This is a genomic window from Kribbella voronezhensis, assembly GCF_004365175.1.
GTDB classification, from domain to species: Bacteria; Actinomycetota; Actinomycetes; order Propionibacteriales; family Kribbellaceae; genus Kribbella; species Kribbella voronezhensis.
Genome location: NZ_SOCE01000001.1, coordinates 1823350 through 1849999 on the forward strand (window position 1 = coordinate 1823350; position 26650 = coordinate 1849999).

The 26650-nt window shown below is 68.2% G+C and carries 27 protein-coding genes and 1 riboswitch; of the genes, 14 read left to right on the top strand and 13 right to left on the bottom strand.

Features of this window, described 5'->3' with window-relative positions:
• Positions 1 to 77 precede the first annotated feature (77 nt).
• The 3 genes from EV138_RS08140 to EV138_RS08150 are packed head-to-tail and all read left to right on the top strand — an operon-like array spanning position 78 to position 1947.
• The gene (locus tag EV138_RS08140; RefSeq protein ID WP_133977789.1) at positions 78 to 563 is read left to right on the top strand and encodes a pyridoxamine 5'-phosphate oxidase family protein; all 486 of its coding nucleotides are present in this window, start codon (positions 78 to 80) and stop codon (positions 561 to 563) included.
• Complete coding sequence (locus EV138_RS08145; protein WP_133977790.1) at positions 560 to 1249, top strand: DsbA family oxidoreductase; 690 nt, start codon at positions 560 to 562, stop codon at positions 1247 to 1249. Before EV138_RS08140 ends, EV138_RS08145 begins: the two co-directional genes overlap by 4 nt.
• Positions 1246 to 1947, top strand: a complete 702-nt coding sequence (locus tag EV138_RS08150) for an MBL fold metallo-hydrolase (protein ID WP_133977791.1) — start codon at positions 1246 to 1248, stop codon at positions 1945 to 1947. Before EV138_RS08145 ends, EV138_RS08150 begins: the two co-directional genes overlap by 4 nt.
• Here EV138_RS08150 and EV138_RS08155 read toward each other — a convergent pair.
• The 4 genes from EV138_RS08155 to EV138_RS08170 are packed head-to-tail and all read right to left on the bottom strand — an operon-like array spanning position 1915 to position 6585.
• Positions 1915 to 2931 (bottom strand): LacI family DNA-binding transcriptional regulator, encoded by a 1017-nt coding sequence (locus EV138_RS08155; RefSeq protein WP_133977792.1) that lies wholly within the window; start codon positions 2929 to 2931, stop codon positions 1915 to 1917. The two genes, EV138_RS08150 and EV138_RS08155, sit on opposite strands and share 33 nt — an antisense overlap.
• A gap of 29 nt (positions 2932 to 2960) precedes the next feature.
• Entirely contained in the window at positions 2961 to 3863 is a 903-nt protein-coding gene (locus tag EV138_RS08160; protein ID WP_133977793.1) for a carbohydrate ABC transporter permease, read from the bottom strand.
• Positions 3860 to 4927 carry an ABC transporter permease gene (locus EV138_RS08165; RefSeq protein ID WP_238158008.1) on the bottom strand — a complete coding sequence of 356 codons (1068 nt, stop codon included), beginning with the start codon at positions 4925 to 4927 and terminating at the stop codon, positions 3860 to 3862. Before EV138_RS08165 ends, EV138_RS08160 begins: the two co-directional genes overlap by 4 nt.
• Positions 4928 to 4935: 8 nt before the next feature.
• On the bottom strand, positions 4936 to 6585 hold the full coding sequence (locus tag EV138_RS08170) for a type 2 periplasmic-binding domain-containing protein (protein ID WP_202866671.1): 1650 nt from the start codon (positions 6583 to 6585) through the stop codon (positions 4936 to 4938).
• Between the two features lie 506 nt (positions 6586 to 7091).
• A riboswitch (guanidine-I (ykkC/yxkD leader) is annotated at positions 7092 to 7204 on the top strand.
• Positions 7205 to 7258: 54 nt separating this feature from the next.
• Here EV138_RS08170 and EV138_RS08175 point away from each other — a divergent pair.
• The 7 genes from EV138_RS08175 to EV138_RS08205 all read left to right on the top strand — a co-directional run bounded on the left by EV138_RS08175 (position 7259) and on the right by EV138_RS08205 (position 15027).
• Positions 7259 to 8821, top strand: coding sequence for an amino acid permease (locus EV138_RS08175; RefSeq protein WP_133977795.1), 1563 nt, complete (start codon positions 7259 to 7261; stop codon positions 8819 to 8821).
• Positions 8818 to 9420 carry a DUF1989 domain-containing protein gene (locus EV138_RS08180; protein WP_133977796.1) on the top strand — a complete coding sequence of 201 codons (603 nt, stop codon included), beginning with the start codon at positions 8818 to 8820 and terminating at the stop codon, positions 9418 to 9420. Before EV138_RS08175 ends, EV138_RS08180 begins: the two co-directional genes overlap by 4 nt.
• Complete coding sequence (locus EV138_RS08185) at positions 9417 to 10034, top strand: urea amidolyase associated protein UAAP2 (protein ID WP_133977797.1); 618 nt, start codon at positions 9417 to 9419, stop codon at positions 10032 to 10034. The genes EV138_RS08180 and EV138_RS08185 overlap by 4 nt, the downstream gene beginning before the upstream one ends.
• On the top strand, positions 10034 to 11983 hold the full coding sequence (locus EV138_RS08190; protein ID WP_202866672.1) for a 5-oxoprolinase/urea amidolyase family protein: 1950 nt from the start codon (positions 10034 to 10036) through the stop codon (positions 11981 to 11983). The genes EV138_RS08185 and EV138_RS08190 overlap by 1 nt, the downstream gene beginning before the upstream one ends.
• Positions 11980 to 13572 (top strand): allophanate hydrolase, encoded by a 1593-nt coding sequence (gene atzF, locus EV138_RS08195; RefSeq protein ID WP_133977798.1) that lies wholly within the window; start codon positions 11980 to 11982, stop codon positions 13570 to 13572. Before EV138_RS08190 ends, atzF begins: the two co-directional genes overlap by 4 nt.
• A 108-nt stretch (positions 13573 to 13680) precedes the next feature.
• Positions 13681 to 14025 (top strand): UBP-type zinc finger domain-containing protein, encoded by a 345-nt coding sequence (locus EV138_RS08200; RefSeq protein ID WP_133977799.1) that lies wholly within the window; start codon positions 13681 to 13683, stop codon positions 14023 to 14025.
• A gap of 12 nt (positions 14026 to 14037) precedes the next feature.
• Positions 14038 to 15027, top strand: coding sequence for a sigma-70 family RNA polymerase sigma factor (locus EV138_RS08205; protein WP_133977800.1), 990 nt, complete (start codon positions 14038 to 14040; stop codon positions 15025 to 15027).
• Here EV138_RS08205 and EV138_RS08210 read toward each other — a convergent pair.
• The 3 genes from EV138_RS08210 to EV138_RS08220 all read right to left on the bottom strand — a co-directional run bounded on the left by EV138_RS08210 (position 15020) and on the right by EV138_RS08220 (position 17627).
• Positions 15020 to 15958, bottom strand: a complete 939-nt coding sequence (locus tag EV138_RS08210; protein ID WP_133977801.1) for a TIGR03560 family F420-dependent LLM class oxidoreductase — start codon at positions 15956 to 15958, stop codon at positions 15020 to 15022. The two genes, EV138_RS08205 and EV138_RS08210, sit on opposite strands and share 8 nt — an antisense overlap.
• Before the next feature lie 71 nt (positions 15959 to 16029).
• Positions 16030 to 16851 (bottom strand): ABC transporter permease, encoded by an 822-nt coding sequence (locus tag EV138_RS08215; RefSeq protein WP_202866673.1) that lies wholly within the window; start codon positions 16849 to 16851, stop codon positions 16030 to 16032.
• Between the two features lie 11 nt (positions 16852 to 16862).
• Positions 16863 to 17627, bottom strand: a complete 765-nt coding sequence (locus EV138_RS08220) for an ABC transporter ATP-binding protein (RefSeq protein WP_133977803.1) — start codon at positions 17625 to 17627, stop codon at positions 16863 to 16865.
• Positions 17628 to 17812: 185 nt separating this feature from the next.
• Between EV138_RS08220 and EV138_RS08225 the strand changes: the two genes are divergently transcribed.
• Complete coding sequence (locus EV138_RS08225; RefSeq protein ID WP_133977804.1) at positions 17813 to 18766, top strand: GbsR/MarR family transcriptional regulator; 954 nt, start codon at positions 17813 to 17815, stop codon at positions 18764 to 18766.
• On the opposite strand, the gene EV138_RS08230 is transcribed toward EV138_RS08225, so the two are convergent.
• Complete coding sequence (locus EV138_RS08230; protein WP_166678529.1) at positions 18735 to 19853, bottom strand: NAD(P)/FAD-dependent oxidoreductase; 1119 nt, start codon at positions 19851 to 19853, stop codon at positions 18735 to 18737. The two genes, EV138_RS08225 and EV138_RS08230, sit on opposite strands and share 32 nt — an antisense overlap.
• Positions 19854 to 19960: 107 nt before the next feature.
• Between EV138_RS08230 and EV138_RS08235 the strand changes: the two genes are divergently transcribed.
• Positions 19961 to 21601, top strand: a complete 1641-nt coding sequence (locus EV138_RS08235; RefSeq protein WP_133977805.1) for a DUF8189 domain-containing protein — start codon at positions 19961 to 19963, stop codon at positions 21599 to 21601.
• A gap of 43 nt (positions 21602 to 21644) precedes the next feature.
• Here EV138_RS08235 and EV138_RS08240 read toward each other — a convergent pair whose 3' ends face one another.
• Together EV138_RS08240 and EV138_RS08245 are read right to left on the bottom strand one after the other, a co-directional pair.
• Positions 21645 to 22409, bottom strand: a complete 765-nt coding sequence (locus tag EV138_RS08240; RefSeq protein WP_238158009.1) for a DUF2231 domain-containing protein — start codon at positions 22407 to 22409, stop codon at positions 21645 to 21647.
• A 167-nt stretch (positions 22410 to 22576) separates the two neighbouring features.
• The gene (locus tag EV138_RS08245; protein WP_133977807.1) at positions 22577 to 23404 is read right to left on the bottom strand and encodes an SAM-dependent methyltransferase; all 828 of its coding nucleotides are present in this window, start codon (positions 23402 to 23404) and stop codon (positions 22577 to 22579) included.
• 372 nt (positions 23405 to 23776) lie between these two features.
• Between EV138_RS08245 and EV138_RS08250 the strand changes: the two genes are divergently transcribed.
• Positions 23777 to 24010, top strand: a complete 234-nt coding sequence (locus EV138_RS08250; protein ID WP_112249185.1) for a DUF397 domain-containing protein — start codon at positions 23777 to 23779, stop codon at positions 24008 to 24010.
• A 238-nt stretch (positions 24011 to 24248) separates the two neighbouring features.
• Here the strand turns inward: EV138_RS08250 and EV138_RS08255 are convergent, their stop codons facing one another.
• Positions 24249 to 24434: a hypothetical protein gene (locus EV138_RS08255; RefSeq protein ID WP_020390521.1), complete on the bottom strand. Its 186-nt coding sequence runs from the start codon at positions 24432 to 24434 to the stop codon at positions 24249 to 24251.
• 26 nt (positions 24435 to 24460) lie between these two features.
• Positions 24461 to 24652 carry a hypothetical protein gene (locus EV138_RS08260; RefSeq protein ID WP_133977808.1) on the bottom strand — a complete coding sequence of 64 codons (192 nt, stop codon included), beginning with the start codon at positions 24650 to 24652 and terminating at the stop codon, positions 24461 to 24463.
• A gap of 468 nt (positions 24653 to 25120) precedes the next feature.
• On the opposite strand from EV138_RS08260, the gene EV138_RS08265 reads away from it, so the two are divergent.
• Positions 25121 to 25996 carry a Sco1979 family transcriptional regulator gene (locus EV138_RS08265; protein ID WP_133977809.1) on the top strand — a complete coding sequence of 292 codons (876 nt, stop codon included), beginning with the start codon at positions 25121 to 25123 and terminating at the stop codon, positions 25994 to 25996.
• A 27-nt stretch (positions 25997 to 26023) separates the two neighbouring features.
• Here the strand turns inward: EV138_RS08265 and EV138_RS08270 are convergent, their stop codons facing one another.
• Positions 26024 to 26650 carry a DUF2461 domain-containing protein gene (locus EV138_RS08270; RefSeq protein WP_133977810.1) on the bottom strand — a complete coding sequence of 209 codons (627 nt, stop codon included), beginning with the start codon at positions 26648 to 26650 and terminating at the stop codon, positions 26024 to 26026.

A 26650-nucleotide genomic window follows, 5' to 3' on the forward strand; every position in this document is an offset into this window, starting at 1 on the left:
AGGCCTTGCCATAGCGGACCGCGGTCCGTAACATCGTCAACCGGACCGTGGTCCGATTGACGATGTGGAGGGGCGCGATGGCGTTGGAGACGAGCGATGGGCTCGGGCTGGTTCGGAAGTACGGAGCCGCGGACAGTTGGCTCGCGGTCCTGGTGACGTTGCGGGAGTCGGGCGAGCCTGCCGTCAGCGTGGTGAACAGCGGGATCGTCCGGCACCCCGTCACCGGTGCCGAGGTGGTGGCGTTTGTTGCCCGGGGCAACACAGCGAAGACGCGGTACCTGCGGAGGCATCCGCAAGCCACCTTGGTCTTCCGGGCCGGGTGGGAGTGGGTCTCGGTCGAAGGTGAGATCGCTCTCGCCGGACCGGACGACCCACTGGAAGGGCTCGACGCGGACGGCCTGCGGAAGCTGCTGCGCGACATCTACCTCGCCGCGGGCGGACAACACGACGACCTCGACGAGTACGACCGGGTGATGGCGAACGAGCGGCGTACCGCCGTACTGCTTTCTCCGCGGCGATTCCGGACGAATCCGGCCGGTACCGAGCACCAGGAGCACGGATGAACAGCATCCAGCGGCCGGCCGTCGCGGCCCGGACGATCCAGGTCTGGTCGGATCTGCTCTGCCCGTTCGCGCATGTCGCGATCCACCGGCTCTGGGAGACGCGGGCGAAGCTGGGCCTGGAAGAGGTGGTCGGCTTCGACCACCACGTGTTCCCGCTCGAGTTGTTCGACGGGCCGCACCCGCGACGCGGTACCGACACCGAGGCGGTCGGGCTCGGTCAGATCGCTCCCGAGGCCGGCTTCCGGGTCTGGGCCCAGGCAGACGACCTCTATCCCCACACGGTTCTGCTGGCTGCCGAGGCTGTTCTTGCTGCCAAGGCGCAGAGTCTGCGCGCGAGTGAACTGCTCGACCGGGCGCTGCGGGTCGGGTTCTGGCTGGAGAGCAAGTCGATCAGCCATCGCGGCGCGATCCTGGAAATCGCGAGCGGTCTCGACCTCGACCGCGCCCGGCTGACCGAGGACCTGGACAACGGCACCTACCGGCGTGCCGTGATGGACGACTTCGCGATCAGTCAAGGTGAAGAGGTGAAGGGCAGTCCTCACCTGTTCCTGGCCGACGGTTCGTCGGAGCACAATCCGGGCATCACCGTGCATTGGGAAGGTCCGTGGGCGGCCGGTTACCCGGTAGTCGACAGCGATCAGCCGGAGATCTTCGAAGATCTCCTCCGGCGTGCGGCCCAAGGATGACCGACCGCGTCGTACTGCGGCGGTGTGTCGCCGGCGCGCTCGAAACCAACACCTGGGTGGTCCGCGCGCCGGACAGCCGGGACGCGTTGCTGGTGGACCCGGGCGATGATCCGGAGCGGCTCGCCGCCGAAGTACAGGATCTCCGGATCCAGGGCATCGTGCTGACGCATGCGCACTGGGATCACGTTCTCGCGCTGCCGTTGCTCGCGGAGCTTGTGGACGCGCCGGTTCTCGCCCATCCGGCAGCGACCGAGGTGTGGGCACACGAGCTCGAACAGGCCCGAAAACAAGGGCATTGGGATGCCGGTACGGCGACCGGCGAGCTGCTGCCCACCGGTCTGCTCGACCTGGATCCCGGACGACGACTCTGGGACGGCCGGATCGACGGGGAACTCGCCGACGGCCAGGAGTTGGTCGTCGGTGGACTCGTAGTGCGGGTGGTGCACACCCCCGGGCACACGCCGGACGGGGTGACGCTGGCGATGCCTGGTCACCTGCTCACCGGGGACACGTTGTTCCCTGGTGGTCCGGGATTGACCGGCTGGCCGTTGTCGGACTTCGACACGATCATGACGTCGGTCGAGCACCTGCTCACGGCGTACGACGTTGCCGTCGGCATCCATCCTGGGCATGGCGACTCCACGACGGTCGGGGCCGAAGCGCCGTCACTGCAGGCTTGGCGCGCCCGAGGCTGGTGAGGTGGAGTCGCGGACGATCAACTGCCAGGGGAAGTCGAAGACCTTGCCGGGGGCACCTTCGCGAGTGGTCAGGCGGTCGACCATGATCTGGCTGAGAGCCTCGTTGAAACCGACCGGGCCGACGGTCGACAGGGAGGGGTCGTAGCGCTCGCCCTCGGGGGTGTTGCCGACGCCGATGACGGCCAGGTCGCCCGGTACGTCGAGGTGCAGGCGGTGGGCCACCCGGATCGCGGCGATCGCCGCGAAGTCCGTCGTGCAGTAGAGCGCGGTCGGCCGGTCGGCTTCGGTCAGCAGCGCCCGCGCGGCGCGGTAGGCACCCTCCGGATGCGGCTCGAACGTCGCCACCGGTCCCAGCGGCAGGCCGGCCGCGGCCATCGTGTTCCGGTAGGCGTCGAAGCGGGGTGATCCCTCGGTCTTCGAGGTGAGCGCGCCGATCCTGGTGTACCGCTTCAGCAGGTGCTCGACGGCCAGATGGCAGCGCGGTTCGGCGCCGGACCGGATCACGTCGAAACCGCGCGGCTCGAGGACCTCACTGAAGGCGACGATCTGTACGCCGCGCGCCGCGAACGCCTCCAGATCGGCGACCAGGTCCGGGTCGGCGGGCACGTGGTCGATGAAGATCACGTCCGGCGTCCGGTTCGACAACACCGTGCGCCAGTCACCGTCGGCGACGATCAGCGCGGTCTTGCCCAACGGCGTCACCGCGGCGCTGATCTCGGCCGCCACCGCCTGGGCCCACGGATCGGCGAGCACGCTGAGCGACAGCAGGACGAGGTCGGACTTGCCGGTCCGGATCGCCCGGGCCGCGTCGTTGCGGCGATACCCGAGCCGGTTCGCGGTGTCCCGGACCCGGCGCGCGGTCGTCTCGGAGATCGCCTGGCTGCGCGGGTGCCCGGACAGCACGTAGGAGACGGTCGCGATCGACACTCCCGCGGCCGCGGCGACCGTCCGGAGGGTCGGCTTGTCGGTCATCCCCGTGGACATGACGTCGATTCTCTCAGAGGTGGTGAAACTCAGCCCTTGACGGCGCCGGTGATGACTCCCTTGGTGAAGTGGCGCTGCAGGAAGGGATAGACCATCGCGATCGGCACCAGCGCCACCACTACGACCGCCATCTGCAGCGACTGCGGCTGCGGCGGCGGGGTCACTCCGAGCTGATCGGCCGACAGCGACTTGCCCTGCAGCACGTACGTCCGCAGGATCACCTGGACCGGCCACTTCGACGTGTCGTTGAGATACAGCAGCGCGTTGAAGAACGCGTTCCAGAACCCGACGGCGTAGAACAGCCCGACCACCGCGATGACCGCCTTCGACAGCGGCATCACGATCCGGCGCAGGATGGTGAAGTCACTGGCACCGTCGATCCGGGCGCTCTCCAGCAATTCCTGCGGCACGTTCATGAAGAACGTCCGCATCACCACGAAGTTGAAGGCTCCGAGCGCCCCGGGCAGGATCAGCGACCACAAGCTGTCGATCAGCCCCAGTTGCTTGACGATCAGGAACATCGGAATGATGCCCGGGGCAAACAACAACGTGAACAGCACCAGCAGCAGCACCGGCCGGCCGAACAGCACCGGCCGCGAGGTCGCGTAGGCCAGCGAGATCGTGGTGACCAGGGCCAGCGCGGTGCCGACCAGCGTGACGAAGACGCTGACCATGATCGCCCGGCCCATCAGCCCACCGGAGAACAGCGTCTCGTACGCCTTCACCGTCGGATGCTTCGGCCAGAGCACATAGCCGCCCGCCTCGATGATGTCCTGGTCGCTGGCCAGCGACGTCGACACCACCACCAGGATCGGGACGATGATCGCGATCGCGAAACCACCGAGCACGAGCGCCTTGATCGACTGGTACGCCGGTGCCGGCCGCTCCTTCCAGATCGGCCGGGCCGCCGGCCGGAAAACCTGGCTCGTCATGATCCACTCCGCTTCTGGAAGATGCCCGGTTCACCGAGGCGATGGGCGATCGAGTTCGCGCCCCACAGCAACAGGGCCCCGACGACGCCCTTGGCCAACCCGGCCGCCGCTCCGCTGCTCCAGTCGCCGCCGACCACGCCCGCGTAGTACGTGAAAGTGTCGAGGACCTCGGCCGCGCCCGGGCCGACCGAGTCGCGTTGCAGGATGAACTGTTCGAAGCCGACGCTGAGGATGTCGCCGATCCGCAGGATCAGCAGCAGGACGATGACGGTCCGCATCGAAGGCAGGGTGATGTGCCAGAGCCGGCGCCACCGGCCGGCACCGTCGGCGGCGGCCGCCTCGTACAGGGAGACGTCGACGGCGGACAGCGCGGCGAGGAAGATGATCATCGCCCAGCCGGCGTCCTTCCAGATCAGCTGTCCGACGACCAGCAACGGGAACGTGTCGGGGTTCGTCATGAACGGGATCGGATCGAGGCCGGCCTGCCGGAGCAGGTTGTTGACGAACCCCGCGCCACCCAGCGACTGCTGGAACAACGCGATCACCAGCACCCAGGAGAGAAAGTGCGGGAGATAGGCGATCGTCTGGAACGCGCGCCGGATCCTGTTGCTCACCAGGGAATCCACGATCAGCGCCATCGCCAGCGGCACCGGGAAGAACAGCAGCAACTGGACGCCGGCCAGGATCATCGTATTTCTCAGCGCGTCCCAGAAATCCGGGTTGGCGTAGAGGTTGACGAAGTTCTGCAGGCCGTTCCACTCGCTGTGCATGATCCCGAGATACGGCTGGAAGTCCTGGAACGCGACGACGTTGCCGAGCACCGGGAGATAGAAGAAGACGATGAGGAACAGCACGCCGGGCACCATCATCAGCACCATCTGCCAGTCCCGCCGCCACCGGACGCCGAACGGCAACTGGGCCTTCACCCGTCTCGTACTGCGTGGGCCGGCGCCTGGCGTGCGCTCGGTGGCGCGCGGCGGGCCGGTTGTCGCGCCGGCCGTCAGCGTGCTCGGGTCCGTCGTCGTGCTGGTGCTCTTGGCATCCATCGGCGTGCTGGTCTCCATCGGCGGACTCAGGACTGGGTGACCGGGACGCTCGACGGCAGCACGGCCTCGAACTCGCCGCGCATCTTGTCGCCGCCGCCACTCTTCCAGCGCTTGAGGGCGTCGTCGTACGCGCCGATCTTCTGCCGTCCGGTGACGATGTCGACGATCGTGTCGCGGAACGCCGCGGTCAGCTTGGGGCCGACCTTGCTGCTGGTGTCCGAGTACGTGCCCGCGGTCGGGTTGCGCATCGCGTGCTCGAGCAGCTTCTGCTCGGTGGCGTGCACCTTCTTGGTGTCCTCGGGGAACGCCGGGTTGAAGATCACGCTCTCCGGCGAGGTCATGATCTGCAGCGCGCTGACCAGGCCGGGCGCCTGCTGGTTGCCGGCCTGGGTGAGCACCGGGTTCTTGTTGGCGTCGAGGTTGTACTGCTCACCCGCCGTACCGAAGTTCTTCTGCAGGTACTCCTTGGTCCCGAACGGCGCCGAGAGGTAGTTGATCAGGGCAAGCAGTTCGCGGATCCGGCCCTCGTCGGTCTTCTTGAACGGGGTGAAACCGACGGTGCCGTAGCCCATGTCGTAGACCGGCTTGGCCTTGCCGTCGTGGCCGAACGGGATCATCGTCTCGACGAACAAGCTCGGGTCGAGGGCGCGGAAGTCCGCGGTCGCGCGCGGTCCGACGACGACCTGGGCGGCGATCTGGCCGTTGACCGTCTTCGGGGTGGCGTCGGCGAGGTTGAGGTCGGGGTAGAACACCTTGGCGGCCCACAGCTTCGCGGCGTACTCGACGGCAGCCTTGTAGTTGTCGGTCTCGTACAGGTGGGTGAGGGCCCGGTCCTGGTTGACCCGCCAGCTGTTCGGGGCGCCGAACCACTCGCCGAACATGTGCAGCATGTTGATGATCGCCGGCTCGAGGGCGTAGTTGGTGCCGTTGGTGAGTTCCTTGCACTTGGCGAAGAACTCGTCGGCCGTCGTGCACTGCAGGCCGCCGACCTTGGCCCAGGTCTTCGGGTTGCCCATCATCACCTGGCCGAACGGCGTGGACGGGATCGGAGCGCCCCAGATCTTGCCGTTCACCACCGCGGTCCGCCAGGAGGCGGGCTTGAGCGCGGCGAGGTTCGGGTACTCCAGCACGGCGTCGCCCGACAGGTACTTGGTGAGGTCCTGGAACTTCGCTTCCAGCATCGGACCGACGTTCGGGATGCCCTGGTTCGGCGGCAGCCACATCAGGTCCGGCAGCGAGTCACTGGCCAGCAGGGTCGCGAACTTCTCCGGGTAGCCCGGATCGGTGCCGATGGTGAGCTTCAGGTCCGCGCCGAGCGCCCGGTTGAGCGCCTGCCACATCTGGTTGCTGCCCATCGGCGGCGGCGGCGTCGCGAACGTCTCGGTCAGCGCGGTCACCGCGTTCTTCAGCGGCGCCGTCTGCACACTGGCGATCGCGTCCTCCGGGAACCGCAGGAACCCCGGCTCGAGCCCCGACTCGGCTCCCGGCAGATCGGGCTGCACTCCTTCGAACGCCTTGTACGTCGGCAGCTTCAGCTCACCCGACGCCTTCGCCCCACCATCCGCCGCCCCGCCGTCCCCACACCCCGCCAAGGTGGGCCCGAGCGCAGCGGCGCCCAGCGCCCCGCCGGTGAGCTGCAGAAACCGCCGCCTGCTGACGTGACTCTCCGTAGACATCGCTGACCTCACTCCCATTCGCTGACCGTTAGTGATCTAATCCCGCTCAAACCGCTCACCAACGCTCACTTAAACGTTAACCGGGACCGTAAACCCACCCCCACCCGTCGCGCAACCCATCAGCCCGTACTACGACCCGCTTCGCCCCTCCTACGTCGGAGCTCGACCCACCCACCCCTGGTCCGCCGCTCCTCCGTCGCGGCTCGCGGTCAGGCGCGGCTCGCCTCCTGCCGGATCGTTACCGGGCGAGCGAAACTCGCTCGCCGGTCGTCGCAAACCACAGCGGCGGTTGCCTGACTGCGGTGGCGCGCCACGTTGAGCTGCGACGGAGGAGCAGCGGCCTGGGGTGGGTGGGTCGAGCGGCCGACGGAGGAGGCGCGAAGCGGGCCTCACAGGTGCCGGGTGGGGTGCGGGTGGTGGTGTGAGGTTGTGTTCATCGAGGTGTTACAGCGGAGGGGGTGGCGGGAAACACGTGGGGGTTGGACTGAGGGGGACCCGCCGACGTGGTGGGGCGCCCCTAGGGTTCCGCTTCCGGTGACGGGAGGGCTGGTCCGAGAGGGGAGACGGACCGGGTGCTGTCGCCGGGTCCGTTCCACGGCGGGACAAAAGCCCGGGAGGCCTTGATGGCCCGGGTTGCCGTGTGGGTTCCGGGCCGACGATGCGGGAGGCCCGAATGTCAGCAACCCTCGATCACACCGCGGTTGCCGGTACGCCGGACGGTGTCAGCGCGGCCGAGCTCGGCGGCTTCGGCTATGAGCAGCAACTGCATCGGCGGGTCGGGCGCTACGCGTCGTTCGCGGCCGGCTTCTCGTTCGTCTCGATCCTGACCACGGTCTTCCAGCTGTTCGGGCTGGGCTTCGGGTTCGGCGGTACGGCGTTCTTCTGGACCTGGCCGGCCGTTCTCGCCGGCCAGTTGACGGTGGCCCTCTGTTTCGCGGAACTCTCCGCCCGCTACCCGCTGTCGGGCGCGATCTACCAGTGGTCCCGACGACTCGGTGGCGCCGTGGTGGGATGGTTCGCGGGCTGGACGATGGTGATCGCACAGATCATCACGGTCGCCGCCGCCGCGATCGCCTTGCAGGTGGTCCTTCCGGCGGTTTGGACAGGTTTCCAGCTGATCGGCACCGATCCCTCGCTGGCGTCCCGCGACGGTGCGGCCAACGCAGTACTGCTGGGCTGCCTTCTGCTCGTGGTGACGACCACGCTCAACGCGGTCAGCGTCCGGGTTACCGCGATCGTCAACTCCGTCGGCGTCACTTGCGAGCTCATCGGCGTGGTCCTGCTCGTCGTCCTGCTCGTCACTCACTCCAAGCGCGGCCCTTCGGTGGTGCTGCACACGACCAACCTGGACCACACCACCGGGTACGTCGTACCGCTGCTGATCTCCGCCTTGATGGCGGCGTACGTCCTCGTCGGCTTCGACAGCGCGGGCGAACTCGCCGAGGAGACGCACAAGCCTCGGGCCACCACGCCGCGCACGATCATCCGCGCGGTCGTTGCCTCGGGCATCGGCGGTGCGTTCCTCATCGTCGCCGCACTGATGGCCGCGCCCTCGGTCACCGACGGCAAACTCGCGCTCGGCGGTCTGCCGTATGTGCTCACCAGCAGCCTCGGAACCACTACTGGCAAGCTGCTCCTGCTCGACGTCGCCTTCGCAGTTTGCGTTTGTACGCTGGCGATCCAGACGGCGGCAGCACGGATGATCTTCTCGATGGCCCGCGACAACGTCCTGCCGTTCTCCGGTCCACTCCGCCGCGTCTCGGCACGAACCGGTACGCCGGTACTGGCGACCGTCGTACCAGGTGTCGGGGCTGCCCTCTGCCTCGTGGTCAACGTCGGGAACGCCGGCCTCTTCCTCGGCCTCGCGAGCGTCTGCATCACGCTGCTCTACATCGCTTATCTGCTGGTCACCGTGCCGTTGTTCGTCCAGCGCCTCAAGGGCGATCCGCTGCCGGACGGTGTCGACGAGGACGGCCGCAAACTCTTCTCCCTGGGCCGATTCGGTCTGCTGGTCAACGGCGTCGCGGTGGTCTACGGAGTAGCGATGGCGATCAACCTCGGCTGGCCGCGAGCAGCTGTGTACGACCCGGCCGGCGACGGCTGGTACCTGCACTACCTCCCGCTGATCACGCTGGCAGTCACCGCTGTCGGCGGCGTCCTGGCTTATCGGTACCAGCGCACGCCGTACCACGCGGCCATCGGCCGGCCCCGCCAGGTGGCAGAGGTGAACGCATGAGCTACCAGCACGAGCTCCCCGGCGGCACGGCCTGGTCGTTCCCCGTCCGCGCGGGACGCCTGATCAGATTGACCGCCCTAGGCCCCGACGCGAACGCGACCATGCTGTTGTTCGGCCCGGACCACCTCGACCGTCTCAACGTCCCCGACACGTTGAAGGCGCAGATGTCGGCGTGCATCCGACCGCCGATGGTCCTGATGTCGGATCGCGGCCTGGCGCTCGCGTCCGTCACCGCATCCACGCTCGACTGGCACGACTGCCTCACCGGTTTCCGGCAGGACCAACTCCTCTTCACCGAACTGGCGAAGCACGGCCTGGGTGAGGCCGACCTGCACGCCAGTATCAACTTCTTCTCGAAGGTCGCCATCGCCGACGACACAAGGCTGGCCTACAGCCCCGGCCACGCGGCAGCAGGCGACACCGTCGATCTCCGCACCGAGCAAGACGTCCTCGTCGTCATCTCGACTGCCCCACACCCGCTCTCCCACCACGACCCCGCCTCCGTCCGGGTCGAGGTGACAGCGGCGACAGAAGTTCATCGACCCCAACGGGACGAGGCGGCCCGCGCTCTCGAGATGTCGAGGAGGACGCTGGTATGACGACCGTCCTCGAGACCACCCTGGACACGACCGTCGCAGCAGGCGATGGTGCCCTGATCGCCGTACCGGCAGGCGGCCGGCTCCGCATCGTCGACCTGCACGGCAACCAGGCCGTCGACACCTTGCTCTACGACGCCCATGATCTCGACAACCGGTACTCCGCGTTCGACACCATCCGTGAACAACGAGCGGTCTTCCTCACCACCGGATCCCGCCTCCTCTCGACCCGCCTCGACGAGCTCGCGGTCATCACCGGCGACACCTGCGGACGGCACGACACGATCGGCGGCGCCTGCTCGCAGGAGAGCAACGTCATCCGGTACGGCGAGGCGACGCGTCACCAGCACGCCTGTCGCCAGACCTTCCTCCGGTACGGCGCGCAAGCCGGCATCGGCCAACGCCACCTCGGCCACAACCTCAACTTCTTCATGAACGTCCCCGTCGATCCGGGCGGCAACCTGACCTTTGCCGACGGCCTCTCGGCCCGGGGCAAGTACGTCGAACTCACGGCGTCTCGCGACCTCCTCGTCCTGATCAGCAACTGCCCCCAGCTGAACAACCCCTGCAACGGCTGGAATCCGACTCCCGTACAGCTCCTCGGCTGGTGGCGCTGATGGCTCGACTCACCGTCGTCCGGCCGGGAATGCAGACCACGATCCAGGACCTCGCTGGTCGCCAAGGTCTCTGGGATGTCGGCGTTCCGCCTTCGGGCGCTGTCGACGAACTCACCTTCGCCCTCCTGACCGCGGCCGTAGGCAACCCGGACAACGCAGCCGGCCTGGAATGCGTCGTGACCGGGCCGACCCTCACGGCCGACGAAGACCGGTTGGTCTGCGTAGGCGGTGCGGCAACGCAGGCCACCATCGACGGACGACGGCTGAGGGCAGGCAAGGTCGCCAAGCTCCCGGCCGGCGCAACGCTCGACGTCGGCCCGCTCGACGGTCCCGGCATGCGCGGGTACGTCGCGATCGAGGGCGGCCTGGACGTTCCCCGCGTGCTCGGCAGCCGCTCGACCTTCACCCTCGGCGGCTTCGGCGGCCAAGAAGGTCGGGCACTCCAGGACGGTGACGAGATTCCCCTTGCCAGGAAGGAGAATCTCCTTACGCCGGCACCGATCACGCTCCCCGTGCTGACCGGCAACTGGACCCTGCGCGTCATCCCCGGGCCCCACGGCGCGCCCGACCACCTCACCGACGAGGGCGTCGAGGAGTTCCTCACCACGAGCTGGCTGGTCGACCATCGCTCCGATCGCACGGGCGTCCGCCTGGTCGGCCCCACGCCAGGCTGGGCCCGCGACGACGGCGGTGAGGCCGGCTTGCACCCCTCGAACCTGCACGACTCCGCCTACCCGGTCGGCGGCATCATGCTCTCGGGCGACACCCCGGTGATCGTCGGCAAGGACGGCCCGTCGCTCGGCGGGTTCGTCGTACCGGCGGTGGTGATCCAGGCCGATCGCTGGATGCTCGGCCAACTCCGGCCAGGCGACGCCGTCCAGCTCCAGCCGGTATCACCTGACGACGCGGCAGAGGCCATGCGCGTACGCCGTACGTGGTTGGCCGACCTTCGCCAGGATCCACCACGGGTGACCCCCGTCGGGTGCGGCTCGGAGCGACCGGAAGTTCTTCACCAAGAAGGTGGGGCGGGTTCCGTACCGGCGTACACGATCAGGCGGTCCGGCGACCGGCATCTGCTGGTGGAAGCGGGACCCACCGAACTCGACCTGACTGTCCGGGTCTGGGTTCACCTCCTGGCCGAGGCGTTGCGCGCCGACCGACCCGACGGCGTCGTCGAGATCGTCGAGGGGGTCCGGTCGGTGCTGGTGGCCATCGACTCCGCCCGCATCGGTCTGGACGAACTGGCGAAGCAACTGGCGAGGCTGGCCGGCGAACTCGCGGATCCGGCGGCGGTGATCCTGCCGGCCCGCGAGGTGATCCTGCCGATCGCGTTCGACCATCCGCTCGCTCACGAGGCGATGCGGCGCTACCAGACCTCGGTCCGCCCGGACGCGCCCTGGTGCCCGGACAACGTCGAGTTCATCCGCCGCGTGAACGACCTGGACGATCGCGCCGAGGTGTTCGACATCGTTGCCGCGGCCACCTATCTCGTGGTCGGCCTGGGCGATGTGTATCTCGGCGCACCGGTGGCCGTACCGCTCGACCCACGCCACCGGCTCGTCACCACGAAGTACAACCCGGCCCGGACCTGGACGCCGCAGAACGCGGTCGGAATCGGCGGGATCTACCTGTGCATCTACGGCATGGAAGGGCCCGGCGGCTACCAACTCGTCGGCAGGACCGTGCCGGTCTGGCGGATCTCGGACAACGACGAGCAGCCCTGGTTGCTCAGGCAGTTCGACCGGATCCGCTTCACCCCCGTCAGTCCGCAGGAACTCGCCGACCAACGGGAACAGATCAAGGCCGGAGCAGACCTGGACGTGAGACCCGCGACGTTCTCGATCGCCGACGTCCGCCGCATCGAGCAGGAGGCACCGATGGACATCGTCACCCTTCGCGCCAAGAGGCGCGCCGCTTTCGACGCCGAGCGGGCGAGGTGGGGAGCATGACGGTCTGGATCACTCGGGTTCCGCCGGCCCGGCCGAAGCCCGGTCCCCTGCACGGGTTGACGATGGCGATCAAGGACAACATCGACCTGGCCGGCGTACCGACCACGGCCGCCGACCCGCGCAGTACGACACCTGCCGTTGCCAACGCCTTCGTGGTCGAGCGGCTGATCGAGGCGGGCGCGGTAGCGCTTGGCAAGACCAACCTGGACCAGTACGCGACCGGGCTGGTCGGCACGCGTTCGCCGTACGGGGCCTGCCACTCGGTCTTCTCCGAGCAGCACATCTCCGGCGGTTCGAGTGCGGGCAGTGCCGTCGCGGTCGCGTCGGGCGAGGTCGATTTCGCGCTGGGGACGGACACCGCGGGCAGCGGGCGGGTCCCGGCCGCCTTCAACGGGATCGTCGGGATCAAACCGAGCAAGGGGCTGGTCTCCACGTCCGGGGTCATTCCGGCTTGCCGGTCGCTCGACTGCGTGTCGGTCTTTGCCCGCACGGTCTCCACCGCTCGCCGGGCCTTCGAGGTGATGGCGGTCTACGACCCGGCCGATCCGTACTCGCGCAAGTTGCCCCGGCCGGCCGCGTCGACCGGAACCCCGCTGATCGGCGTACCGGATCGTCCACTCGGAATGGACCCATTGCACGAGCGCGCCTGGGCGGAGGCGGTCGACCGGGCGGCCGAGCTCGGCGTCGTCGTACCGGTCGACGTGAGCGTGCTGCTCGAAACCGCCGACCTGCTGTACTCCGGGCCATGGCTGGCCGAACGCTGGCTCGCCTTCGGCGACAAGCTGGACGACGACCCGGCGGTGGACCCGACGGTCCGATCGATCGTACGACGCGGCGCCGAGCTGACCGCGGCGGAGACGTTCGCAGGGTTCGACCGGCTGGCCTCGCTGACCCGGCGGGCGGAGCCGTTGTGGACCCGGATCGACGCGTTGCTGCTGCCGGTGACCGAGTCGCATCCGACCCTGGCGGAGGTGGCGGCCGATCCGGTCGGCGTGAACAGCCGGATGGGCAGGTTCACGAACATGGTCAACCTGCTCGACCTGTGCGCCGTCGCCTTCCCCGGTCCCGCTCGCGACGACGGCCTGCCGTTCGGCGTACAGCTGCTGGCGCCCGCCGGGCACGACGAGCTGGTCATCGACCTGGCCGCTGCCTGGTGTGGTGAGCCGGTGTCGTCGCAGGCCCCGGCTGCCGACGAGGTACTCCTCGCGGTGGCGGGTGCTCACCTGTCCGGTCAGCCGCTCAACCACGACCTCGTACTCCGCGGCGCCAGGCTGGCCTTCGAGAGCCGCATGGCTCGCGACTACAGGATGTTCTTGGTGGACGGCCCCGTACCTCGCCCCGGCGTGACCCGCACTCTCACGCCGGGTGATGGACCAGGCGTCGAAGTCGAGGTCTGGGCCTTGCCCAGCGCCGAACTGACCGGATTCCTCGCGACGGTCCTGGCTCCGCTGGCGATCGGTCCGGTGGAACTCATCGACGGCCGGCAGGTGCTCGGCTTCGTCTGCACCGCCGATGCGGCCGATCCGAGCCGGGAGATCACGACCTTCGGCAGCTGGCGCACCTACCAGGCCACTCCCAGCCTGCACTAGGCGTCGAGGTGGGTGCGCGGGTGCCGCACCCGGGTGCTTGTGTCAGGGTGGTGGAATGCAAGGGAGCCGCTCTACGGCGGGCTCTGGGGTGTGGTGAGAGGAGTGTGGATGACCGAGATCGCCGGGATCCGGCCGGAGGTTGGTCCGTCCGGGAACGGGTGCGTGGAATGCCTGGACGGGGGCGGCTGGTGGTTCCATCTGCGGCGGTGTGCCGAGTGTGGGCACGTCGGGTGCTGTGACAGCTCCCCCGAGCAGCACGCGAGCAAGCACGCGGCCGAGGCGGGGCATCCGATCATTCGGTCGTTCGAGCCGGGTGAGGACTGGTTCTGGAACTACACGACCGAGCAGTTCGTCGATGGTCCCGAGCTGGCCGCTCCGGACAGCCACCCGGTCACCCAGCCCGTGCCTGGCGGAACGGTGCCGCCCGATTGGGTCGACCACGTCCGCCAGTAGCGGAGGTCCGGAGTGACAGCTGATCTGGAGTTGGCGCGGGCCGGGGACGACGCGGCGTTCGACCGGCTGGTCGGGCCGTTGCGGCGGGAGTTGCACGCGCACTGCTATCGGATGCTCGGTTCCTCGTACGACGCCGACGATGCGCTCCAGGACGCGTTGTTGCGGGCCTGGCGCGGGCTGGCGAGGTTCGAAGGGCGGAGTTCGGTCCGTTCGTGGCTGTACACGGTCGCCACTCGCACCTGCCTCGATCTGGCCGAGCAACGCGGCCGGCGGGCGCTGCCGATGGATCTCGGGCCGTCCAGCGACCGCGCCGTACTGGACAATCCGCCGCTGACCGAGATCAGCTGGCTCGGACCGTACGCCGATCAGCCGGGCGACAGTTACGAGCAACGCGAGTCGGTCCAGCTCGCCTTCGTGGCGGCCTTGCAACACCTCCCGGGCAACCAGCGGGCGGCCCTGCTGCTGTTCGAAGTACTGGACTTCAGCGCCGCCGAGATCGCCGAGATGATGGACACCTCGGTCGCCTCGGTGAACAGTGCGCTGCAACGCGCCCGGCGGATCGTCGCCGACAAGGTCCCGGACGGCAGCCGGCAGCAGAACCTGCGCGAGCTCGGCGACGCGCGGGTGCGCGACATCGTCAAGCAGTACTCGACCGCCCTCGAGCAGGGCGATGCCGACTCGCTCATCGCCCTGCTCACCGAGGACGTCACCTGGTCGATGCCGCCACTGCGTCACTGGTACGACGGGATCGCCGCCGTCACCGACTTCGCCGTCGCGATCCCGCTGACCAGGTGCCCGAGCTGGCAACACCTGCCGATCACGGCGAACGGACAACCCGCGATCGCGTCCTATCTCGGCGCCTCGGCGGACAGCGACCATCTGCCGTGGTCCATCGAAGTGCTCACCGTGCGGGCCGGCAAGATCGCCGCCGTCACCTCCTTCATCGACTCCAACGCCTTCGCGCTCTTCGGCCTGCCGCCCGCCCTGGGCCCGATCAGCTGACGAACTCCTTGGCGAACAGCCGGATGGCCTCCGGATCGGTGGAGTTGTGGAAGCCGACGATCAACTCCTGGACGCCGGCCGCCCGGTAGGCCTCGATCCGCCGGCGCACCGTGTCGAGCGAGCCGTAGAGCAGGTAGGAGGCGAAGTCGCCCGGGTAGAAGGCACCCATCCCCGGATGCAGTTGCGCGGCGGCCTCTTCGTCGGTGTCGGTGATCAGGCAACTGGTCGTCACCGTCCGGGTGATCTCGCCGACGTCCCGGCCGGCCGCGGTCGCGTGGTCCCGCAGGATCGCGAACTTCCGTTCCGCATCCGCCGGAGACACCATCACGTTGCACAGGTCGGCGTACTGCGCGGCGATCTTCAGCGTCACCTTCTCGCCGCCGCCCGCGATCATCACCGGGATCGGCTGCTGGATGCCGCGCGGCTGGTTCACCGCATCGACCAGCCGGTAGTACTTGCCGTCGTACGTCGTCAGGTCCTTCGTCCACAACGACTTGATCACCTCGACGGCCTCCCGGAGCTGCTGCAGTCGCTCCGGCGCGGGCAGGAACGGATAGCCGAACGCCTCGTAGTCCCGCTCGTACCAGCCCGCCCCGATCCCGAACGTCAACCGGCCCTTGGACAGGACGTCGACCGTCGAGGCGATCTTGGCCTGCAGAGCGGGATTGCGGTACCCGTTCCCGCTGACCAGCTGGCCGATCCTGATCCGGCTCGTCCGACCGGTCAGTGCCGCGAGCAACGACCACGACTCGAACACGTACGACGCCGACGGCGGGATCGTCTGGAAGTGGTCCGGCATCCAGACCCCGTGGTACCCGCTCTCCTCCGCCGTCACCGCCAGCTCGAGCAGTAGATCGGCCGCGGCCGCCGGCTCGGTGAACCCGGCCAGATCCCCAGCGAACCCGGTCGGCAGAAACACACTGAACTTCATCGAACGATCCCTTCGTCGTGGAGCTGTCGACTGACAGACCGAGCAGCCCGCCAAAAGGAATCGCCCAGAAGTCACCCGACTCGCCGCAGCGCCCGCTCCCGCCGGCCCGCCACGGCCGACCCGGACTCGCGCCGCGCCATCCGCCGCAGTACGACGGGTGCCACCAGCAACCCGAAGACTGCCCAGGCGCCCAGGACACCGACCGTTGCCAGGTGACGCCACGAGTCGCCGATCTCCACGCTCGCAAAGGAATCCGCCAGGAACGCCGACCGCATCCCCAGGCCCAGCCAATAGATGGGAAACACCTGCGCGATCGCCTGCACCCAGCCCGGCAATGCGGTGATCGGATAGAAGATGCCCGAGATCGCGATCAGTCCGAGCACCGGCAGCTGGATCAATCCTTGTGCCCGGGTCGTGGTGAAGACCGACCCCAGCACCGCACCGAGTGGCAGCGTCGCCACCAGACCGAGCAGAAGCACCCAGAACAAGGCGATCCACGAACCGCCGACCGTCAGCCCGTCGACCAGGAGCAGTCCGGGAATCAGCAGGATCGCCAGATCCACCACCAAGCCGGCCGCTACCGAGACGACCTTGCCGACGAGGTACCCGAGCATCCCGTTCGGCGTGGCCTTGGCCCGCAGCAGGGTCCCGTCCTCGCGGTCGGCCGTGAGCAGCTGACTCATGCTGACCATGCCCATCGCGGCATTCATCCCGACCATGCTCGGCAGCACCAGAACGCCGAGCTGAAACCCGCCGAAAGTCCTGTCCCGCAAGAAGAACAGCGCGATCAGCAGCAGCACCGGCCAGAGGAAATGACTGACCAACTCGGCCGGATTCGTGAACGACTGCCGCAACTCGATCCACCCTTGCGCCAGTCCGCTGCGAACCGCCACCCTCCGCGCGCTCACAGCGCCGCCGCACGGATGAGCTGGAGATAGGCGTCCTCGAGCGAAGCCGGATGCGACTCGTCGGTGCCCGCGATCTGCCGGGTCAGCTCGGTCGGCGTACCGGCTGCGATGATCCGCCCACCGGCCAGGACCAGGATCCGATCGGCCAACTTCCCCGCCTCGTCCAGATCGTGGGTGGTGAGCAGCACCGTCGTCCGCCTGCCAAGTCCTTGCAGGAGTTGATGAAACTCGTACCGCGCGGCGGGATCGAAGCCCACCGTCGGCTCGTCCAGGAACAGCACCTCGGGACGTCCGACGATCCCGATCGCCACATCGAGCCGGCGCCGCTGACCACCGGACAACGTCTTGATCTTCTGCCGGGCCTGCCCGCTCAGGCCGACGGTCTCGATCAACTCGGCCGCGTCCCACGGTCGCGGCACCTCGGCGGTCGCGTACGGCGCGTAGTACGTGCCCAGATGCGCGAGGAGTTCCTGCACCCGCCAGTTGCCGTGGTCACGCCACGACTGCAGTACGACGCCGAGCCGCGACCGCCATCGCTCGTCACCGGCCGCCGGGTCGCAACCCAGCACCGACACGTCGCCGGCGGATCGGCTCCGGAAACCCTCGAGAATCTCGATCGTCGTGGTCTTGCCCGCCCCGTTCGGGCCGAGCAGCACCAGCGTCTCCCCCTGTCTCGCCTGGAACGTCACGTCCCGCAGCACGTCCGTCGCGCCGTACCGCATCCGCAGTCCGTCGACGGCCAGCACAACCTCGTTCGTCATCCTCAGCTCCCTCGGTTCTGACCGGGAAACTACGTTGCGTTTCATCTTCCGGCAACGATCGTCAAGTGCTTGAGGACGACTTTCGGTGCTGGATTCGGCTATTGTTGCAACGGAAATGACGGTGAACGCAAAGGCGGCTCCAGTGCCGTTGCAATGACCAGACGACGAATGCATCGGGAGGACGGATGCCAGGGGGCAGGCTGCGGCACACCGATCGCCAGGCGATCGCGGCCGGCCTCGCGGACAGCCTCGGCTATGCCGAGATCGCCCGCCAACTGGACCGGCCGACGTCGACCATCAGCCGCGAGGTCGCCCGCAACGGAGGGCCGGCCGGCTATCGCGCCGACCACGCGCACTACGCCACCGAGAGCCGCGCCCGCAGGCCGAAACCGCCACCGCGCGAGCAACCGATCGAGCCCGACGCCTACGGGCGTGACCCCGACGCGGTCCGCGAGTACGCCGAGCAGTTCGCCGGCTTGATGGTCGAAGCCGGTCTCCCCCGGATGGTCGCGCGCGTCCTGGCCAGGCTGTACACCACCGATTCGCGCAGCCTGACCGCCGCCGACCTGGTCCGCCAACTCCGGGTCAGCCCTGCCTCGGTCTCGAAGGCGATCGCCTACCTGGAACGGGTCGAGATGGTCGAGCGACGCCGCGAACCGGGCCTGCGGCACGAGTACTACGTGATCGAGGACGACGTCTGGCTCCGAGCCTGGATGACGAGCGCCCGGACGAACGCGAGCTGGGCCGAAGCCGCGCAGTACGGTGTCAAGCTCTTCGGCCCGGACACCCCGGCCGGCTCCCGGCTGGACAAGATGGGGCACTTCTTCGCCCAGCTCAGCAACGACATGAGCGGCGGCCCCACCGCCCTCGCCGCGGAAGACGTCATGACCGTCCTCGCTGCTCTGGTACACGCCGGTGCACCACTCACCGCGTCCCAACTGAGCACTGCGCTCTCCTGGCCCCGCCCCCGCGTCGACGAAGCCCTCGCAACCGCCGAAACCTACGCCTACTTCACCGACCCGGTCGTCATCGAGCATCGCGCCGACGACACCTACGGGATCATCGCGAAGCCAGCCCGGTTGACTGCGGCTCAACGGAGGGCGCTGGCTAGAGCAGCGCGCGTACCAGCCGCGGTGTGATGTGCCCGTTGGCCAGACCGATCTCCACGAGATCGTCGAAGACCGCCTGACTCGCCGCCGACGCGCGGATCCCACGGTCCAGCACATGTCCCGACCTGCACAGCAGCGCGGTCAACGCGGTGTGCCGCAAGTGCCGTGCGAGCAAACGTCCAGCCGTACGCCGGTACGCCGTACCCGCGTCGCCCGATCGCAGGGCACCCGCAGCAGCCCGGCCGGCGAGTAGGCCGGTGGCGACGGCGTAGTAGATGCCTTCACCAGTCATCGGGTTGATCAGCCCGGCCGCGTCTCCCGCGAGCAGCACGCGCCCACTGCGAGGACGCCACGACCAGGAGGACAGCGGAAGGTGATGCCCTCTCCAGTCGGTTCCGCCTTCGCTCGCTCCAGGAAGCAGTTCCTCCAGCCGGTCGAGCAGGTCACGTCGCGTCGGACGCGGGCGACTCGGCAGCAGTTGTTCGCCGTAGCCGACATTGGAGTAGCCGTCGCCGCGGTCGAAGGACCACGCGTACGACGGCTGGCGGCCGAGGCCGAACACGATCTCCTGCCGAGCCGCCCGCTTGGGCGGAGTGGGCGCATAGCCCCGAATCGCCAGCGCCACGGGTCCGGTCTGGCTCTTCGGGTCGCCGACGGTCCGGCGTACGACGGAATTCGCGCCGTCCGCGCCGACCACGACCGAGCCTTGGAGGTGGTCAACCTGGACGGCGTCACGGCGTACGTCGATCGTCCTGACGCGGTGGCGTACCAGGTGGGCCCCGGCCGCTTGCGCCGTTTCCACGAGGCGCTGGTCGAAGACCTTGCGCGGTACGACCCAGGCAGGCCGGGCCATGTCCCGGGCGACCTCGAGATCTCCACGGCGCAAGGCGAGACGGCGTACCGGCGTACGGTCGTCCAGCAGGCCGGTGACGCCGACCGACTCGAGCAGGTCGAGCACGTGGGGCGCGATGCCGTCGCCGCAGGCCTTGTCGCGCGGGAAGTCGTCGCGGTCGAGCAGGAGCACCGACAGTGAAGGATCCTCGGTCAGCGCGCCGAGAGCCGTTGCCGCACCGGCCGGTCCCGCGCCCACCACGACCAAGTCCCAGACCAGCTTCACCGGCACCTCCCTCGACCCAGTTTGCACTCTGATCGAACAGGTTGGGCGGATGCCCGGCGCGGGCCAGGATCAGGGTGCCCAGGTCACGGACGACAGGAGACAGCCCGGTGAGGCTCCGCAAGCTCGTAGTACTGACTTCCGCCGTTCTCACCCTGCTCGGCGGCATGGCCTTGCCGGCAACAGCGGCCACGGAGACGAGCCAGACGACGATGCAGCCGGCGAGCGTCGCGAACGGGGCGATCTCGCGACAGGAGATGCTGCTGCGATCCGCCTCCTGGATCCGCGACCAGGTGCCGTACAGCCAGGACAACGCCAGCCCGCACGTGAACGAGTTCGGCAGTTATCGCCGGGACTGCTCCGGCTTCCTCTCGATGGCCTGGCACCTCGGCAGCTCGCTCACCACGGCTTCACTGCCGAGCGTCATGCACGCGATCGCGTACGACGACCTGCAGCCGGGCGACGCCTTGCACCGTACTTCGGGCGGCGTCAACCACGTCGCTCTGTTCGTCCGCTGGGCCGACGTCGCGCGGACCCGGCCGACGGTGCGCGAGGAGTACGACTACGGGCACATCGCCGAAGAGCGGACCTGGACCAACTCGTACCTGAAGACCTTCACGCCGTACCGCTACAACAAGGTCGCCGGTGCGACGGCGAGTCCCGGCTCGTGGGTCGGCCAGGATGTGGTCGGGCGGCTGATCTCGTTCGCTGCCACCGCGGACGGATCCGTCCAGCTCACCGCACAGACCGCACCGGCGACGCAGACCTGGCAGTCGACGGTGATCGAACCGCCGGGCAGCGTCGCCGTCGACAGCCGGATCACCACCACCCTCGACGCGGTCGGCCGCGCGTACTACTTCGCCATCACCCCTGACGGCAAGCTCCGGGCCGGCTACGAGACCAGCCCCGGCGCCGCGCAGTGGGTCTCGGGAACGATCGAGCCGACGACCGACCTCGACGGCGTCGAGACCGTCCACCTGACCGGCGATCCCGCCGCCTCGATCGATGCCCGGGGCAAGCTCACGTACTTCGCCCGGACCACCGACGGTCGGCTCTTCCACGGCTGGCAGGACACACCCGGCAGCTCGCTGTGGCACGCCACCATCATCCCCGATTCGGTCTCCAACCAGCAGCTCAGCATCACCTCGCGGCCGGTCGTTGCCCAGGACAGCCTCGGCCGCATCGCCTTCCTGACCCGCAAGGCCGACGGCAACCTGCTCTACGGCCGCCAGGCGGCACCGGGTACAGGTCCTTGGAAGACCGCCACCATCGCAACCTCGCCGCTGGCCGGTGACCCGTCTGTCGCCGTGGATGTCTCCGGAAAGCTCGTCTACTTCGCCCGCACGGTCGACGGGAAGCTCTTCCACGGCTGGCAGACCACGGCGGGCGCGGACACCTGGCAGTCGACCACCATCCAGCCGACCACCGACACCGACGGCGTCGAGACCGTCCAGCTCGCCGGTGAGCCGGTTATCTCCCTCGACAACGGTGCCAAACTCACCTACTTCATCCGTACGACGGACGGCCGCCTCCTGCACGGCTGGCAGCAGACCCCGGGCTCGGACCCCTGGCACTCGACGATCATCCGCGACGCCACAACCAGCCAGCCGCCAAGCCTTGCCGCCGACCCCGCCGTCTACCTCGACTCCGCCGGCAAACTGGTATTCGTTGCCATCAGCACCAACGCCACCCTGATCCAAGCCTGGCAACACACCCCCGGCACCGGCCCCTGGCACCTCGCCCCCCTCTGACCCCCACCTCCACCCAGCCCTCGAGGCCGCATCCCGTGCCTGCTCAGCGCTCTGGGCGTCGGCGGGGGCGGTGGGGGCGGCGGGATGGGGGGACGGACGGCGTGCGGCGTGGGCGGGGCACCAGGCGGTCGGCGTGGCCGGTGCCCTCGGAGCGTAGGACGACCTCGCGTGGTTCGTCGAGGTCGACCACCTTCGGCGGCGGTGGGACGTACGCCGGCTCGGCGTACGACTCTTCGACCGGCTCGGGCTCGGGCTCGGGCTCGACCCGCGCCGGCTTGGCGCGGGCAGCCGCCTCCTTGCTGACCCGCGGCTTCGGCGCCGCGATCGGCGCCGGAGGAACGTAGACCTTGACCTTCTTCTTCGGCAGCTTGGTCCTGAGCTCGATCCCGAGTTGCGGAATCAGGTTGCCGATGACAACGATGGTGACAGCAACGGACAACACGCTGCAGCCTGCCAGCAGGATCGAATGGAAACCGGCCGCCCAGTTCGACGGACCCGTCCGGCGCATCGCGGCGATCATCGCGACCACGACGACATTGGTGATCGCCACGGAGATCGTCGCGGCCGTCGTCCAGCCGAGCACCTTCCGCTCCAGCCCGACTTCGTCCGACGCCGCGACCAGGCCTGCGATCAGGCCTGCCAGGACGGGAACGGTGTAGACCATCGCCAAAGTCAGGCCCGGACTGGCGACCAGGTAGAAGACGTCGAAGACGACCGCGGTACCGGCGAGGGCCGCGGCGAAGCAGATCACCATCGGCGGGTACGCCCGCACGATGGCGACCGCGTCGGCGGGCACCGTCCTGATCATCCGGTAGTGCACAGGGTCCCCATCGATAGAAGCTGTCAGCCCCATTGTGCCGGTACCCGGCACGCAGCGTCACAATCGGCACACCCCGATCGACGGTCGGCGGCCGCGGACACGCAGAAGGCGCGCGACCAGCTGCTGGTCGCGCGCCTTCTGATTGCTGCTGTAGGTCAGTTCTTCTTGGCGATCCCTGCCATCAGAATGCGCTGGTACGGCTGGAGATCTTCGGCGGCCGGCACTTCGGCATCCGGGTCCTCCGGGAACCAGCGAGCCAGGAAGTCCAGGCCGGGCGGCACCAGCGGCAGGCCGAGGAAGTGCTGCTCGATCCGCTCCGGCGTCCGGATCCAGCCGTTGCCCAGGCTCTCCAGGCCGGCCTGCTCCATCGCCTTCTGCAGCGGCTCACCGGTGTCGACGAAGTCCGTGATGAACAAGTAGCTGCCGGAGGGCAGCGCGTTCATCAGCGTGCGGACCCACTCGTCCGGCTTCTCGTCGTCGTGGAAGTGCATGTGGATGCCGACGATCATCAACGCGATCGGACGGGTGAAGTCCAGGTGGTCGGTGATCTCCTTGTTGTCCAGGATGCCCTGCGGGTCGCGCAGATCCGCGGTCACGACGATCGTGCTGTCGTCGGTGGCCAGCAGCGCGCGGCCGTGCGCGAGCACGATCGGGTCGACGTCGACGTACACGACCTTCGCCCTCGGGTTGACCTCCTGCGCCGCCTGGTGCGTGTTCTTCTGCGTCGGCAGGCCGCTGCCGATGTCGAGGAACTGGTCGATGCCCGCCGTGCGCGCGAGGTACTGAACGCCCTTGACCAGGGCAGCCCGGTTCTCGATCGCGCAGCGACCGGCGTCCGGCACGTACTTCAGGTAGGTCGCCGCACCCTCGCGGTCGGCGGCGAAGTTGTCCTTGCCACCGAGCAACGCGTCGTACACGCGCGCGATGGTCGGCTGGGAGGTGTCGAAGCCGGGAGTCGCGTCCGGGCCGTCGGGAGTCGCCATCGGCGGAGCCTTCGTGTGGAGGGGAATCGTCGCGCTCAGCCTAGTGCATATCCATACCAGTGGAAGGCTGGATCACCCGTCCCGGGAGTGTTTCTGGCAAGGATTCCAGGTCCCCCGCCCACCTACCTGATCCCTCAACCAAAGAGCCCACTTTTCACTTCTCCCCGGCACTCGATCCTCCTCCTCGTTCGGGAGGCTTTTTGCGCGGTATGGAGGCGTTTCCACTCACCGTGAGCTACCGCCGCGCCCAAGCCGCGCGACGCGATTTGCACGGTGGGTAATCGATCGGACACAGAGGCCTTGAACGTGTACGATGCAAATGCAAGCCCAAATGCACGTGCATATGCCAAAGACGTACGGAAGGTGCAGCTGATGACTGCTATCTACAACGGCATGCCCGGGGACGCGACGAGCGAGCTGACCTGGCGGAAGAGTCAGCGCAGCGGCCCCAACGGCAACTGCGTAGAGGTGGCGAAGCTGGCGGATGGTGGCGTGGCGATGCGGAACTCGCGTTTCACGTCCGGACCGGCGCTGGTGTTCACCAAGGCTGAGATCGAGGCATTCCTCGGCGGAGTCCACGACGGGGAGTTCGACGATCTCGTCTGATCCAGACCAGCACAAGCAAGAGGCCCCTTCCCCAGGCGAGTGGTGAGGGGGCCTCTGATGTTCTGGGCGGCCCTGCAGCCCCGGCCGAGCAAGTGGAGACAGCAGAACAGCTGCGGGCAGCAAGACAAGAAGGCCGATCTTCAGCGAAGATCGGCCTTCTTGTTCACCGCGGCGGTGGCTGGCCGCGGGGCGGCCACCGAAGTGGCCGTCGCTCGTCGAGGAGGAAGTGGCTACTGCTTCACTGCACGGTGAGCGGCCAGAGCTGCTCGCTCGGAAGTTCGGAGGCGCCGGTGGTCGCCGCGCCGTCCACAGTGATTCGCAGTCCGGTGAACTTGGGCGTCATGACTCGCTGGTACCGCGACGCCCGGTCGGGCTCCGCGACGTACTCGGCGATCAGGTGATCACCCAACCAGATCCGCACCATCTTCCAGCCTCCTGCTCGGTCGCTGTTCATCCCAGGCTCACGATCGGATCCCCGTCGAGTTGACGGACGCCGCGAAGCCAGCCTTCGAAGGCCCATCGCTGCTGCTCGGGGCAGCGCGCGACGAGTTCCTGGATCTCCCGCTCGGTCAGCTCGTCGGGCGCCCGGCCACCGCTGGTGTCGGCGCCGCTCTCGACGGCCTCGATGTCGTGGTTGCTCATCGACTCGGGTTCCCCAACCAGTCGTGCCGGCGTCTCCGCCGACGATCAGTGGACCGGCCTGCCGAATCACGCGATGTCACTGGTTGCGAGATTCAGCTCACCTTCTGTGCATGAAGCAATCATGGCGGTCGCACAGTACGAATGCAAGCGCCCAATGCACGTGCATCCGCACGTTTTTCAGTTGTGACCGTTTTGAGGCCGTTTTCAGGCGTGGATCGGCCTTCCAGGCCCCTCGCCGGGCCGGAGATCAGGGCCGAAACGGCCGAACTTTGTCAGAACATGTCCGAAAACTGGCATCGATGCCGCAACCGGCTACGATGACGCTCTGTGACCGGAACCCAGAGTGCGGCCACTCGAGGCGACTCTTGTGTAAGAACTTCGACAGTTCGGTGCGAGGACGTGCGATGATTTGGTCGGGGTGGGCAGACCGTCCGCTACGGGGCAGCTGGGGTGTCGTCGGAGGTGAGCGTGACTGAGTCGGGCGCGCAGAGCGGACCGACAGCGCTGCGAATCATTCTCGGAGCGCATCTCCGCCGGATGCGGGAGGCGGCCGGTATCAGCCGGTCGGACGCCGGCTGGGAGATCCGCTCATCGGAGTCCAAGGTCAGCCGGATGGAGCTCGGCCGGGTCGGGTTCAAGGAACGCGACGTCGGCGACCTGCTCACGCTGTACGGCCTGGACGACGGCGAGGAGCGCGAGCGGCTGATGGCCCTCGCCCGGGACGCGAACAACCCGGGCTGGTGGCACCGCTTCGGCGACGTACTGCCGAGCTGGTTCCACTCCTATCTCGGCCTCGAAGCGGCCGCGCAACTGATTCGTACCTACGAGCTGCAGTTCGTCCCCGGCCTGCTGCAGACCCCGGAGTACGTGCGGGCAGTCGTCCAGCTCGGTCGCGGGCTGATCCCGGCCGAAGAGGTCGAGCGCCGGGTCGCGCTGCGGGTCAGCCGCCAGGAGGTGCTGCACCGTACGCCGACCCCGGTCCGGCTCTGGGCGGTCGTCGACGAGTCCGTCCTGCGCCGTCCCATCGGCGGCGTGAAGGCGATGCGGATCCAGCTCGAGGCGCTGCTCGAAGCAACCCACATGCCGAACGTGACGCTCCAGGTGATGCCGTTCGAGTCCGGCGGCCACGCGGCCACCGGCGGTGCGTACAGCATTCTCCGTTTCCCGGAGCAGGACCTGCCGGACATCGTCTACATCGAGCACCTCACCAGCGCGCTCTACCTGGACAAGCTCGAGGACCTCGACCAGTACACCGCGACCATGGAAGCCCTCTGCGTCGCTGCTCCCCCGCCGAACAAGACCCGCGACCACCTGCACCGGATCCTCAAGGACTTCGACGACTGACGTCCGTGCCCGCTCGGCGAGGACTGGTCAGCCGTTGGTGGTGAGCCAGTCCAGGAATGGGCGGGTGGCTCGCCAGTCGTGGCGGATCTGGTCGACCAGGTCGGCGCTGTGGATGATCGGCTCGAACCCGTACGACTTGCCCAGGGTGATCGATTTGTGCCGGAGGAGTTCGATTCTCGGGTGGTCGGCGTCCCAGCCGCGCGGGCTCGTCTTCAGTTTCTCTCCACCCAACGTCCAGCCGGCCTTCTGCAGCTTGCCGAGCAGCTTCTCGAGTTCCTTGCCGCGCCGGTCGTCGTCGATCGCGGCCCGGATGCGTGCCAGCCGGTCGGCCGAGGCCTCGTAGAAGCCGGCCCCCACCCGGACGCCGGGCGCCGACACCTGCACGTACCAGCCGGTCGACGGGCCGAGGTCGATGAACGCGCCCTGGTGTGTCTTGTACGGCGTCTTGTCCTTGGCGAACCGGACGTCGCGATAGGGCCGGAAGAGTTTGGCCGTCCCGAACTCCGCCTCCAGTTCGGCGAGCAACGCGGCCATCGGCGCCTTCACCGACTCCTCGTAGACATGCTTGTGCTCGGTCCAGAACGTCTTGGTGTTGTCCATCTCCAGGTCGTCGTAGAAGTCGAGCGCGGCGGTCGGGAACCCGGTGAAACTCAT